Below are 12885 nucleotides of genomic sequence, written 5' to 3'. Positions count from 1 at the left end.
CCCCCTTGCATTTCCCCACCCTCGGCGTAAGGCGGCGCGGACATAAACCTGCGCGTGCGACTCCGCTTTGCCCCGCTCTCCCGAACGGGCATCGGCGTCATTTCCCCGCCGCGCCAACATGGGGACTGCAATCCTATGACCACCACCGGCCACGACACGCTGGGAACCCGCTCGACGCTCGACGTCGGCGGCAAAAGCTACGCTTATTATTCGCTCGACAAGGCCGCGGCCAAGCTCGGCGACGTTTCGCGCCTGCCCTTCTCGATGAAGGTGCTGCTCGAAAACCTGCTGCGCTTCGAGGATGGCGGCTTCACCGTGTCGACCGACGATGTGCAGGCGCTGGTCGACTGGCAGAAGGACCCGCGCGGAACCCGCGAGATCCAGTATCGCCCCGCGCGCGTGCTGCTGCAGGATTTCACCGGCGTTCCCTGCGTCGTCGACCTTGCCGCGATGCGCGATGCGATCGCGAAGCTCGGCGGCGACACGACGAAGATCAACCCGCTCGTCCCCGTCCACCTCGTCATCGACCACAGTGTCATGGTCGACGAATTCGGCCACCCCAAGGCGTTCGAACAGAATGTCGAGATCGAATATTATCGCAACGGCGAACGCTACGACTTCCTGAAATGGGGTTCGAAGTCGCTGTCGAACTTCAAGGCGGTTCCCCCGGGCACCGGCATCTGCCACCAGGTCAATCTGGAGCATATCGCGCAGGCGGTGTGGTCGAGCGAAGACGCCGACGGTAACATTGTCGCCTATCCCGACACCTGCGTCGGCACCGACAGCCACACGACGATGATCAACGGGCTCGGCGTGCTCGGCTGGGGCGTCGGCGGGATCGAGGCCGAGGCCGCGATGCTCGGCCAGCCCGTGTCGATGCTCATCCCCGAAGTCGTCGGCTTCAAATTCACCGGCGCGCTGAAGGAAGGCGTGACCGCGACCGACCTCGTGCTCACCGCGACGCAGATGCTGCGCGCCAAGGGCGTCGTCGGCCGCTTCGTCGAATATTTCGGCCCCGGCCTCGCCTCGCTCAGCCTCGCCGACCGCGCGACGCTCGCCAATATGGCGCCCGAATATGGCGCGACCTGCGGCTTCTTCGGCGTCGACGACAAGACGCTCGATTATATGCGCCTGACCGGCCGCTCGGAAGAGAATATCGCGCTGGTCGAAGCCTATGCCAAGGCGCAGGGCCTGTGGATCGTCGAGGGTGCCGCGGACCCCATTTTCACCGACACGCTCGAACTCGACCTTGCCAGCGTCGTTCCGTCGCTCGCGGGGCCGAAGCGGCCGCAGGACCGCGTCTCGCTTCCCGACGTCGACGATGTGTTCAACGCCGACATGGCCAAGGTCTACAACAAGGCGCAGGCGCGCGTGCCGGTCGAGGGCAAGGATTTCGACATCGGCGACGGCGACGTCACCATCGCCGCGATCACCAGCTGCACCAACACCTCGAACCCCGGCGTGCTCGTCGCCGCGGGTCTGGTCGCGAAAAAGGCCGATGCGCTGGGGCTGAAGCCCAAGCCGTGGGTCAAGACCTCGCTCGCCCCGGGGTCGCAGGTCGTCACCGACTATCTGGAGAAGGCCGGGCTGCAGAAGCATCTCGACAATATCGGCTTCAACCTCGTCGGCTATGGCTGCACGACCTGCATCGGCAACTCGGGCCCGCTCGCCGAGCCGATTTCGAAGGCGATCAACGAGAACGGCCTCGTCGCCGCGGCCGTCATCTCGGGCAACCGCAACTTCGAAGGCCGCGTGTCGCCCGACGTGCGCGCCAACTTCTTGGCTTCCCCGCCGCTCGTCGTCGCCTATGCGCTCAAGGGCACGGTGATCGAGGATTTCACCACCACGCCCATTGGCCAGGACCAGTCGGGGAACGACGTGTTCCTCAAGGACATCTGGCCGACCAATCAGGAAGTGGCGGAGACGGTTCAGGGCGCGGTCGACCGCGACATGTTCGAGGCGCGCTACGCCCACGTCTACAAGGGCGACGAGCATTGGCAGAAGATCGAGGTCGAGGGCAGCGACACCTATCAGTGGCGCGCGGGCTCGACTTACGTGGCGAACCCGCCGTACTTCGAGGGCATGACGATGACCCCGGCGCCCGTGTCGGACATCGTGGGCGCGAAGCCGCTCGCGATCCTCGGCGACAGCATCACCACCGACCACATCAGCCCCGCCGGCAGCATCAAGGCGGACTCGCCGGCCGGAAAATGGCTTATGGAACATCAGGTTAGCAAGGCCGACTTCAACAGCTACGGCGCCCGCCGCGGCCACCACGACGTCATGATGCGCGGCACCTTCGCCAACATCCGCATCAAAAACGAAATGGTCCCCGGCATCGAGGGCGGCATGTCGCGCTACGGCTCGGAGGTCATGCCGATCTACGACGCCGCGATGCGCCACAAGGCCGACGGCACGCCTTTGGTGGTCATCGCGGGCAAGGAATATGGCACCGGCTCGTCGCGCGACTGGGCGGCGAAGGGCACGAACCTGCTCGGCGTCCGCGCGGTAATCGTCGAAAGCTTCGAGCGTATCCACCGCTCGAACCTCGTCGGCATGGGCGTGCTGCCGTTGCAGTTCCTCGAAGGCCAGAGCCGCGAGACGCTGGGCCTGACCGGCGACGACCAGTTCACGATCACCGGCGTCGCGGACCTGAAGCCGCGCCAGACGGTCTCCGTGAACGTCACCCGCCCCGACGGCTCGACCTTCGCTTTCGACACGCTCTGCCGCATCGATACCGCGAACGAGGTCGAATATTATATGAACGGCGGCATCCTGCACTATGTGCTGCGCAAGCTCGCGGCCTGACGCCGCGCGCCGCTGATGCTATGAGCGCCCGCCCCCTCGCCGGGGCGGGCGTTTTCATTTGGAGAAGGACCGCATGAACGCGGAGGTCATCGTCATCGAGGTGATCGGCTGGACCGCCGCCGCGATCATCCTCGCCGCCTATATCCTGCTGTCGCTCGGCAAGCTCGAAGCACGCGGCTATTTCTATCAGTGGATGAACGTGATCGGCGCGGGGGGTTTCATCGTCAATTCGGGCTACAACGGCGCGCTGCCATCGGCCGTGCTCAACGTTATCTGGGCCGGGATGGGCCTGTTCACGCTGTGGAGCGTCTGGCGCGCACGGCAGGCGGCGCGGGCCGCAATCCTTTAACGCGCCGCCCCCTCGGCGTTCCATGTCGCGACCTTCGCGCGCATGTCGGCGAGCATCTTGTCGAGCGCAGCGCGATCCTGGACCATCCCGCGCAGCACCACCGTGTCGATGGCGCGCGTCGCCGCAATGTCCTCAAGCGGATTCCTGGTGAGCAATACGAGGTCGGCCGCCATTCCAGGCTTGATCGCCCCATAGCGATCGAGCCAGCCGAACCACGCCGGCCCCGCCCGCGTCGCCGATATGAGCGCCTGCGCCGGAGTCAGCCCCTTCGCGGTAAAAAGCTCGATCTCGTCATGCAGGCCAAAGCCCGGATAGTTGAAGCTGTTGAGGAAGCCCGCGTCGGTTCCCGCAATGATCGGCACCCCTGCTTCGGCGAGCATCGGCAGGATCGTCGCCACATCCTCGATCTGCTGGTGCCGTGCCGCGATCGCCGCCGCGTCGGCCTTCGCAGCACGCTCGATCCGCCAATCATAGGTCTTGCGCAGCTTCGGCCCGATATAGGCGAGCCCCTCGTCCTTCGAATGATCGTCGCGGTCGAGATAGGCGATGATCCGGCTGCCGTTGAGCGTCGGCGTGACGAACACATCCTTGGCCGCAAAGCGGCGATAGGCCGCCATCGCGGTGTCGCGGTCGAACCCCGCGTCGAGCCGGCGGTTCGCCTCGGCCCGGTCGATGTGCTTCGCGGCGAAATCGGCGGCGATCGCGGCTTCGTCCTTCGCGCCGGCATTATAGGCATAGTCGAGATGCTCGATCGAACTGATCCCCGCGTCGATCGCCTGATCGACGGTCAGCGCCATCGGGATGTGTCCCGACGTCTTGAGGCCGAGGATCTTCGCCTGCCGCAGCGCATAGAGGAAGAGTTCGGGTTTCAGCGTGCTGTCGGTGATCTTGACGAAATCGACCTTGTCGCGGTTCTTCAGGCGGTCGAGCGCCGCATCGACATCGGCCTCGCTGCCGACCTCGATCGTGCCCTTCCACACCGGCGCGATCCCTTCGATCTTTGCCCCCGAGGTCAGCAGGCGCGGGCCGAACAGGCTGCCGCTCGCAATCTCGCCGCGCCATGCCAGCACTTGCTCGGGCAGGTCCCCCGAACAGTCGCGGATCGTGGTGATGCCGTTTGCGACATACAGCGGCAGCAGCGCCTTATTCTCTTCGATCAGTTCGGGCCCGCCACCGAAATGGACGTGCATGTCCCACAGGCCGGGGATGAGGTAACGCCCCTCGCCTTCGACCGTCCGCGCCGCGCGCCAATCTTTGGCAATCGCGCCATCGGCACCCACTGCGACAATATCGTCGCCTTTCAGCACAACGGCCTGCCCGGCTACGGTCTTCGCCGCCTCGACGTCGACGATCGAGACATGGCGGATGATCACGTCGCCGTGTTTTGGTGCAGCGACGACGGGCGACGCGAGGCCAAGCAGCGGCAAGACGAGGGCGGCGAGCAGATATTTCATGGGCGACCTTTCCGAACAGGAAAGGGCTTTAGCGTCACGGCGCCCCGCACGACAAGGGCAGGATGGTGGGCGCTGACGGGCTCGAACCGCCGACCCTCTCGGTGTAAACGAGATGCTCTACCAACTGAGCTAAGCGCCCCCAGGATGTCGCCATCGGGGAGGAGCGCCCCTGCCACAAGCCGCCGTCGCTGGCAAGCGATCGGTCGCCCGCGGTCAGAGCCAGCCGATATGTTTGAAGCGCCAATAGAGCGTGAGGCAGATCGCACCCATCGCGCCGACGATCAGCGGATAGCCAAAGGTCCAGCCGAGTTCCGGCATATGTTCGAAATTCATGCCGTAAATCCCCGCGATCGCGGTCGGAACCGCAAGGATCGCGGCCCAGGCGGCGAGTTGGCGAGTTATCACGCCCTGACGCTGCTGTTCGAGCATGCCGTTGGTCTCGATGACCGACGCGGCAATGTCGCGCAGCCCGTTGAGGCGATATTCGGCGCGCTGCACATGATCCCAGACGTCGCGATAGAAAGGACGCACCGCGGGGTCGATATTGGGTAGATCATCGTCCGTGGTCAGGCGGCCGGCGACCTCTTTCATCATTCCGACCAGCCGCTGAAAACGGATGATCTCGTGTCGCTGCTTGTAAAGATGGCGGATTTCGCTGGCGTCGAGCGGGGTGTCCATCACGCTGTCCTCGACCGCCAACATCCGTTCCTCGATCGCATCGATCACCGGGAAATAGCCGTCCACGATGAAATCGAGCACGGCGTAGAGAACATAATCGGGGCCGTGCGCGAGCTTCGCCGGCAGGCTTTCGAGCCGCGCCCGGACATCGGTGTGCGTCCGCGCCGATCCGTGGCGGACGCTGACGAAGAAATGCGGGCCGATGAAAAAGGCGGTTTCGCCCGGCTGGATCGTATCGCCGTCGAGATTGGCGGTCCGGGTAATGATGAACAGCTGGTCGCCATAGGTTTCGACCTTGGGCAACTGGTTCGCCTTCAGCGCGTCCTCGACCGCCAGCGGATGCAGGCCGAACCGCTTGGCGATGCCGGCAAGTTCGCCCGGGGTCGGCTCGTAGAGGCCGAGCCAGAAGAAATCGCCGGTGTCGCAATCATCGGGAATCGCCTCGTCCGGGCCAAGATCGCGGACGAGCTTGCCGTCATGATAGAGGCGGGCGGCCATGATCGGCATTCGGTGGAAACTCCCTTGCGTGCGGCGTCTACATAGTGCGCGGGAGCGGCAAGGGAAATCACCTCCTCGACCGGACTAGATATCGCGGCTGTCATACGCCCATTGGAGCAGCGCCTGGCGCTGCTTCGGGCGGCAAAAGGGATCGCCGGGCTCGCAATGCTTGCGCACTTGCGCCGCATGACGCCGGAACGCACGCCATCGCGCGATCTGCCGGCGATCTTCGTCCGGCATGCGCCGCCCCGGATAATAGCGGCAATACCATTGGAACCAGCCGCGCGGATCGTCGGGATGGATCCAGCCCTTTTCGATCCAGACGCGGAGCGGCACGCTCGCCCGAACGCCGAAATAGTTCAGCGAACAATCGGGATCATGCGGCGCGAGCTTCGCCCCCTTGAACCAGCTTGCAGGGAATTCGGCCGCACAGTCGGTCATATATTTCCCGCAAAACACGCCCAGCCTCAGCATTTCCGCCGGGGTGAGTTCGGGCTCGAAATCGGGATCGAACGCACGCCCCATTGGCGCCGCGCGCGTGTAACGATAGCCCTTCTGCATCCGGTCGTTCACAACCACTTCGGCTTCGTTCTTCATCAGCCGAGACTAGCGTCCCGCTCCCGACCGGGCCATCGCTATTCGTCGAGTGCCTCGAAATAGCGGGCAAGCGCATCAAAAGCGCTCTCGGCCAGCGCGATGAAGATGCGGCGGCCATCGTGGGGGTCGGCTTCGCGCACGAAGAGGCCCGCGTCGGTCATCGTCTTGATCCAGCGCAGCGCCGTCGTCGCGGGAACAGCGGCCGCGATGCACAGGCTCGACACCGACACCGGCTGCCGTTCGAGCCGCGCGGCGTAAAGGTCGAGCAACATGTCCCACGCCGGATCAGCGAACAGGTCGGCGGGGAAATATTGCTCGCGCATCCGCCGCTCCCGCAGCATCCGCCGCACCGCTTTCGCACGCTGCCGGTCGAGCGCCCGGTCTTCGGGAATGAAGCTGCGCGGCATGGCCGCATAGTCGCGCGTCGGTGCGCGAACCTGCTCTGACGCTGCCGAATCCGCGTCCCATGGCACGAAGCCGGTCGGCGTGCCGGGAAGACCGCTCCGCTGTCCCGCAAGGTCGCCGAGAAGGCGGGAAATGCGCGCGACTTCCTCCTGCAGCCGGTCGATCCGCTCCATCGCGTCGTCGCGGGCGATATCATGGACCACCCCGTACCGCGTGCGTCGTGCCGCGGCGAGCGCAACGAGCTTGTCGGCCGCATCGGCGTCGATGAGTAGCTGAACCTCGATCGATGCGGGAATGGCCGCGACAATTCGGTCGAGTCCCGACAAAGAGGTTTCGCAAATCAGGTTGCATCCCTGCTCGCCCGCTGCCGCGCAAATATCGGCCAGCATCTCGCTCTCCACCGCGTCCGCTGCCACCAGCCAGATGATGTCGAGCGTATCGGTCCGCCGGATATGGCTGGCCGCCTGCGACGCCGCGAGCGTTCCGGCCACCCGTATGTCTGAGAGGACGGCAATATCGGGCAAATCCGCGCGGGTCCCGACGAACAACAGCGGCGACGCGACAGTTTGGGGGATCGAACCCCTGGATTGTGGCCCTGCCCAGACCTCGCCCGAATGAAAACCGCGATCCGGAAGAACCGACGTGTCGAAGTCGATTTGCGTCCTCTGATCCATCATGCTGCAGCCCCCGTTTCCATCGCTCCACCTTGGCGTAACTATGTCGTCATTCCGGCGCTATTCACCTTTTGTTCGTTCCTGTTTGCCGCCAATCCGGACCCAAGCGCGCGATTAGCATGACTCGCCACTATGTCGGCTGGAACGCAATGATCCATTTTGGACATGATTTGTTCTCCTCGTCAATATCTTATTCGGACTTGCCAACCCGGCAGCCGCGGGCGCACTCGGGGACCATGATCCGCGCTCCGTCTCCCCTTACCCGTTTGCGCTGGCGGCGGCGCTTGCGTTCGCTCGTCGCGTTGCTGTTGCTCGCGGGCTTGGCGCTGGCGGCGTGGGTTTGGTTGCCGGCACCGGTCACGACGGTGCCGCTTGTCCATATCATCGACGGCGACAGCCTGACGGTGCGGCATGACGACAGCACGCTGACCATCCGCCTGACCGGGATCGACGCGGCCGAATATCGGCAGGATTGCGCGCGCGCCGACGCAAGCCGGTGGCCCTGCGGCCGGGAGGCGCGCGGGATGCTCGAAAAGCTCGCGGGGCGAAGGCCACTCCATTGCGAGGTCGCGGCGAAGGATCATTACGACCGCATCCTCGCCGCCTGCCGCACCGGGCCCCCTCCCGACGGGATCGATCTGGGCGCCGAGATGGTCAGGCTGGGCGGCGCGATCGCGACCAGCGGCGCCTATATGGCCGAAGAGGCCGAAGCGCAGGCAAAGCGGCGGGGAATCTGGCAAGGCGATTTTGTCCGGCCCGCCGACTGGCGCGCAGCGCACGAAGGCCCCGCGAAAGCGCTCGCGCCGCCCGACAGCTAGTATCGGGCGCACCATGACGCACCCGCTATGCCTCGCCGCCGTTTCCGGCTAGGGCGAGCGACATGAACAGCCTGTTCCCCGTCATGATCGGCGGCGCGATCGGCGCCGGCGCCCGCCATCTGGTTGGGCAGGCGATGCTTGCGCGGCTCGGCCCCGGTTTTCCCTGGTGGACGCTCTCGGTCAACATCGCCGGCAGCCTCCTGATGGGCCTGTTGATCGGCGCGCTGGCGCGGGGCAGCGACGGCGGCGAAACCGCGCGTCTTTTTGTCGGCGTCGGGATCCTCGGCGGCTTCACCACCTTTTCCTCCTTCAGCATGGAATTCTGGATGCTTTTCGAACGCGGTCAGATCGCTCAGGCGGCCGCCTATATGCTTGCGTCGGTGATCGGCGCCATCCTCGCCTGCGGGCTCGGCCTGTTCGTCATGCGGCAGATGCCGGCATGAGCGCGCGGGGCACCAAACTCGACGGCGCGACGATCGCCGAAGAGGATGACGGCATCCGTCTCGACCGCTGGTTCAAGCGCCACCGACCGGGAACGCCGCACGCTTTGCTCGCGCGCTGGGCGCGCTCGGGACAGTTGACGCTCGACGGGAAAAAGGCCGATGTTTCGGATCGCATCGCAACCGGGCAAAAGCTCGCCATGCCGACCCCGCCCGCCGAGATCGAAGCACGCCCGGCGCGCAAGGGGCGCCCGCTGACCGACGCTGATATCGAGCTCGCCGAATCGATGCTCATCCATCGCGACGCGAGCGCGCTGGTGATAAACAAGCTACCGGGCCTTGCGACGCAGGGCGGCACCAAGACCGAGCAGCATGTCGACGGCCTGCTCGACGCGCTCAAATATGACGGGCCGGTGCGGCCGAAGCTCGTCCATCGGCTCGACAAGGATACGTCGGGCGCGTTGCTGATCGCGCGCACGCCGAAAGCGGCCGCCTATTTCGCGAAGAGCTTTTCGAACCGCAGCGCCAAGAAGACCTATTGGGCGATCGTCGTCGGCGTTCCCGACATCGCACAGGGCGAGATCGACCTGCCGCTCGCCAAACAGCCCGGATCGGGCGGCGAGAAGATGCACGTCCACGACAGCGGCCTCGCGTCGAAAACGCGCTACCGCGTGATCGAGCGCGCGGGGAACAGCGCCGCGTGGGTCGAGCTGCAACCGCTGACCGGGCGCACGCACCAACTGCGCGTCCATATGGCGGCGATCGGCCATCCGATCGTCGGCGACGGCAAATATGGCGGCAAGGGCGCCTTCCTGACCGGCACGATCAGCCGCAAGATGCACCTTCACAGCCGCCGCCTGCGCATCGACCATCCCGATGGCGGCGCGATCGACATCAGCGCGGAGGTGCCCGAGCATTTCGCGGCCAGCCTCGACGCGCTCGGCTTCGACCCGCTGCTCGGCGAGGTCGGGATCGACGATGTCGCCAAGGGTCCGGCGCCGAAAGCCGCGGCAAAAGCCGCTGCGAAAGCGCACAGTAAGCAAATCCGCAAGGCGCGGCGCGGCGAAAGGCGCGGACGCACCGCGACGAGCAAGCCGACCGATCATGTCGGCAAGCCGAAACCCAAGACGAAGACCGGCAAACCCGCAGCGCAGAAGCCTGGTACCAAGAGACCGCCGTCGCGTCCCGCGCGGCCGCGCTGATGCACCCCAATAGCGCTTTCAGGCCGAAGCAGGACGACCTCGCCGAGCTGCTCGTGCGCGAGATCGGCTTTGCCGCAATCTTCGCGAGCACCCCCGACGGCCCGCGCGTCGCGCACGCGCCGGTGGTGCTGAACGACGATCGCTCCACGCTGCAATTCCACCTCGCGCGCGGCAACGCGCTCACCCGCCATCTCGACGGGGCGAGTGCACTCGCCGTCGTGCAGGGCCCCGACGCCTATGTGAGTGCGAGCTGGTATGCCGGAGCCGACCAGGTGCCGACCTGGAATTATGTCGCGATCGAGATGGAAGGTGTCGCCCGCAGGCTGGACGACATCGCGCTGGTCGCGCAGCTCGATACCCTATCGGCACAGCATGAGGCACGCGTCGGGGCGAACCCGCCGTGGACGCGCGCCAAGATGAATCCCGCGATCTTCGGCAAGATGACCGGCGCGATCACCGGCTTCGAGATGCGGATCACCGCTTGGCGCCCGACGATCAAGCTGTCGCAGAACAAGTCCGCCGACGAACGCGCGCGCGTCATTGCCGGGGTCGAGGCGACCGGCCACGGCGCGCTCGCGGAGTTGATGCGCCACCTCGGCGGCGATAGGGAGGGCGCATGAGCCAAGCCGACGACGCACTCGCCAAGAAACGCTTTTTCGCACTCAACCTGATGCGCCTGATGGGCGCGGCTTTCGTGGCGATCGGGTTCATTTTGATCGGCGGCGGCTTCACCTTCGCCGGCCAGCCGGCGGATCGCTGGATCGGCGCGGCGATCGTGCTGGTCGGCGCGTTCGATTTTGCGGTCATGCCCTTACTGCTCGCGCGCCGCTGGCGGTCGCCCAAAGACCTGTGAAACGCTTCTGGAAAGAGGTTGCCGTCATCGAGGAGGATGGCGGCTGGGGCATCGCGCTCGACGGGCGCCCGGTGCGCACGCCGCAGCGCGCGCCACTGGCGGTCGCGAGCTTCCCGCTCGCCGAAGCCATCGCCGCAGAATGGCGCGATGTCGGAGAGACGATCGATCCGGCGGCGATGCCGATGACGGGGCTCACCAACGCCGCGATCGACCTCGCCGCGCCCGACCTCGCCGCCTTCGCCGCGCCGGTCGCCGCCTATGCGGAGAGCGATCTTTTCTGTTACCGCGACGCGCGCGACGCGACGCTGCAGGCCGAACAGGCGGCGGCGTGGAACCCGTTGCTCGCCTGGGCCGAAGAACGCTACGGCATCGAATTCACGCTGACGCAGGGCGTGCTGCCCGTCGATCAACCCGAAGCAACGGTAGCCGCGCTGCAAGATGCGGCATTCGCGCAGGGTCAATGGCGCATCACCGCGCTGACGCCGCTGGTGACGATCGGCGGCTCGCTCGTCGCGGGCCTCGCGCTCGTCGAGAACGCCTTCGACGCCGACGCGCTGTGGGATGCGGTCAGCCTCGACGAACTGTATCAGGAGCGTCGCTGGGGCGCCGACAGCGAAGCGCAGAAAGTGCGCGCCGCGAACAAGCGCAACTGGGACAATGCCGCGCGGTTTTTGACCCTGCTCTAGTCGACGAAATGCGGCTTTCGCTTCTGCATCCCGGCCATCACCGCTTCCATCTGGTTGGGCGTGCGGATGACCTTGACCTGCTCGTCGCTCTCGGCCTGCAATATTTCGGCGTCGCTCGCCTGGCCGAGCATGTTGCAGAGCCGCTTCGCGCCGCGGATCGCGTGCGGATTCTTGACGGCGATCACTTCGGCGAGTTCCATCGCCTTCGCCAGCGGATCGTCCGATACATGCGTCGCAAAGCCAAGCAGCTTCGCTTCCGACCCGTTGAATTCACGGTTGGTGTAAATCAGCTCGCGCAGCACATCGTCGGCAACCTGCGTGCGCCATAACGCCATGCCCGCGACGTCGGGGACAAGGCCCCAGCGCATTTCCATGATCGCGATGCGCGTGTCGGGGTGGACGATGCGAATGTCGGCGGCAGCCATGATCTGGCTGCCCGCGCCGAACGCGACACCATGCACCGCCGCGATCACCGGCACCGGCAATTCGCGCCAGCCCCACGCCGCATATTGGGCATTGTTCGCGATGCCCTTGGTCCGGTCGGCAAGGCTGCCGCCCGCGCTGCTCGCACCCGGATCGCGATCATTGCTGAGGCTGGAGAGGTCGAGTCCGGCGCAGAAAGCGCGCCCCTCGCCCGACAGCACGACGACGCGGAGGCCCGCAGTCGCCTTCAATTCATCGACCGCTTGGGCAAGCGCTTCCCACATCGCGGGATCGAGCGCATTCATCTTGTCGGCGCGGATCAACCGGACATCGGCGATCCCGCCATCGAGCATGGTGATCGAAATACGGTCTTTCACGGGAGAATCCTTTTTCAGCGTTTCAATGCAGCCTCGACGAGCGGAAGCTGGTCGTTGCCGAAATACATGTCGTCCCCATCGACGAAGATCGTCGGCGAACCATAGCCACCGCGCGCGATGACTTCATCGGTGTTCGCGCGCAGCCGCGCCTTGACCGCGTCGCTGCCCGCCGCTGCGGCGAGCGCAGCGCCGTCCAGCCCCTCGGCGTCGGCAACCACCGCCAGCACGGCGGGGTCGTCGAGATTTTCCTGCCGGTCGAAATAGCTTGCAAAGGCACCCCGCACAAAACGCACCAGCGCCGCCTGATCTTCCTCGAGCGCAGAGCAGAAACGCATCGCAGCGATGCTTTTTGCAGGGTGCCACTGCGACGGAAAATTCATTGGAACCCCGGCAAGGCGCGCCCAGTCCTTCAGCACCTTCCAGCTATGCGTCAACCGCCGGTTGTCGGCCTGCTCGCGCGCCGCATAGACGGCGGGATTGACCGCATTGAACACCCCGCCGACGAGGATCGGCCGATAGACCACGGTCGCGCCGGTGCGTTCGAGCACGCCCGGCAGATTGTGGAACGCGAGGCAGGTCCACGGGCTCGACAGATCGAAGAAAAATTCGACGCGCGGGGTCAT

General features: G+C 65.6%; 14 protein-coding genes and 1 tRNA gene. 8 read left to right on the top strand and 7 right to left on the bottom strand.

The window, feature by feature from the left end; genetic code table 11:
- Window positions 1-135 precede the first annotated feature (135 nt).
- On the top strand, window positions 136-2808 hold the full coding sequence (acnA, locus tag FG95_RS18475; RefSeq protein ID WP_037557679.1) for an aconitate hydratase AcnA: 2673 nt from the start codon (window positions 136-138) through the stop codon (window positions 2806-2808).
- Window positions 2809-2881: 73 nt separating this feature from the next.
- On the top strand, window positions 2882-3157 hold the full coding sequence (locus tag FG95_RS18470) for a CBU_0592 family membrane protein (RefSeq protein ID WP_037557678.1): 276 nt from the start codon (window positions 2882-2884) through the stop codon (window positions 3155-3157).
- On the opposite strand, the gene FG95_RS18465 is transcribed toward FG95_RS18470, so the two are convergent.
- The 5 genes from FG95_RS18465 to FG95_RS18445 form a co-directional block, all read right to left on the bottom strand.
- Window positions 3154-4611, bottom strand: a complete 1458-nt coding sequence (locus FG95_RS18465) for an amidohydrolase family protein (RefSeq protein ID WP_037557677.1) — start codon at window positions 4609-4611, stop codon at window positions 3154-3156. The genes FG95_RS18470 and FG95_RS18465 overlap by 4 nt on opposite strands.
- A gap of 63 nt (window positions 4612-4674) precedes the next feature.
- A tRNA-Val gene (locus FG95_RS18460) sits at window positions 4675-4750 on the bottom strand.
- 74 nt (window positions 4751-4824) lie between these two features.
- A complete protein-coding gene (locus tag FG95_RS18455; protein WP_037557676.1) occupies window positions 4825-5796 on the bottom strand; it encodes a magnesium and cobalt transport protein CorA in 972 nt (323 codons plus the stop codon).
- 75 nt (window positions 5797-5871) lie between these two features.
- Window positions 5872-6384, bottom strand: a complete 513-nt coding sequence (locus FG95_RS18450; RefSeq protein ID WP_200880223.1) for a hypothetical protein — start codon at window positions 6382-6384, stop codon at window positions 5872-5874.
- A 38-nt stretch (window positions 6385-6422) separates the two neighbouring features.
- Window positions 6423-7280 carry a winged helix DNA-binding protein gene (locus tag FG95_RS18445; RefSeq protein WP_200880222.1) on the bottom strand — a complete coding sequence of 286 codons (858 nt, stop codon included), beginning with the start codon at window positions 7278-7280 and terminating at the stop codon, window positions 6423-6425.
- A gap of 419 nt (window positions 7281-7699) precedes the next feature.
- Between FG95_RS18445 and FG95_RS18440 the strand changes: the two genes are divergently transcribed.
- From FG95_RS18440 to FG95_RS18415, 6 genes are all read left to right on the top strand, one after another.
- Window positions 7700-8281, top strand: a complete 582-nt coding sequence (locus FG95_RS18440; RefSeq protein WP_161786583.1) for a thermonuclease family protein — start codon at window positions 7700-7702, stop codon at window positions 8279-8281.
- Between the two features lie 62 nt (window positions 8282-8343).
- Complete coding sequence (crcB, locus tag FG95_RS18435) at window positions 8344-8724, top strand: fluoride efflux transporter CrcB (protein ID WP_037557675.1); 381 nt, start codon at window positions 8344-8346, stop codon at window positions 8722-8724.
- Window positions 8721-9923 carry an RluA family pseudouridine synthase gene (locus tag FG95_RS18430; RefSeq protein ID WP_037557674.1) on the top strand — a complete coding sequence of 401 codons (1203 nt, stop codon included), beginning with the start codon at window positions 8721-8723 and terminating at the stop codon, window positions 9921-9923. Before crcB ends, FG95_RS18430 begins: the two co-directional genes overlap by 4 nt.
- Window positions 9923-10543 (top strand): FMN-binding negative transcriptional regulator, encoded by a 621-nt coding sequence (locus FG95_RS18425; protein WP_037557673.1) that lies wholly within the window; start codon window positions 9923-9925, stop codon window positions 10541-10543. The genes FG95_RS18430 and FG95_RS18425 overlap by 1 nt, the downstream gene beginning before the upstream one ends.
- A complete protein-coding gene (locus tag FG95_RS18420) occupies window positions 10540-10776 on the top strand; it encodes a hypothetical protein (protein WP_037557672.1) in 237 nt (78 codons plus the stop codon). Before FG95_RS18425 ends, FG95_RS18420 begins: the two co-directional genes overlap by 4 nt.
- Window positions 10773-11462: an ATP12 family chaperone protein gene (locus FG95_RS18415; RefSeq protein WP_037557671.1), complete on the top strand. Its 690-nt coding sequence runs from the start codon at window positions 10773-10775 to the stop codon at window positions 11460-11462. Before FG95_RS18420 ends, FG95_RS18415 begins: the two co-directional genes overlap by 4 nt.
- On the opposite strand, the gene FG95_RS18410 is transcribed toward FG95_RS18415, so the two are convergent.
- Window positions 11459-12262, bottom strand: coding sequence for a crotonase/enoyl-CoA hydratase family protein (locus tag FG95_RS18410; RefSeq protein WP_037557670.1), 804 nt, complete (start codon window positions 12260-12262; stop codon window positions 11459-11461). The two genes, FG95_RS18415 and FG95_RS18410, sit on opposite strands and share 4 nt — an antisense overlap.
- Window positions 12263-12276: 14 nt before the next feature.
- Window positions 12277-12885, bottom strand: a complete 609-nt coding sequence (locus tag FG95_RS18405) for a 2-hydroxychromene-2-carboxylate isomerase (RefSeq protein WP_037557669.1) — start codon at window positions 12883-12885, stop codon at window positions 12277-12279.

Source organism: Sphingopyxis sp. LC363 (genome assembly GCF_000756385.1).
In the GTDB taxonomy this organism is placed as follows: domain Bacteria; phylum Pseudomonadota; class Alphaproteobacteria; order Sphingomonadales; family Sphingomonadaceae; genus Sphingopyxis.
The sequence above is the reverse complement of the archived record's forward strand: the minus strand, read 5'-3'. Positions and strand labels throughout refer to the sequence as shown.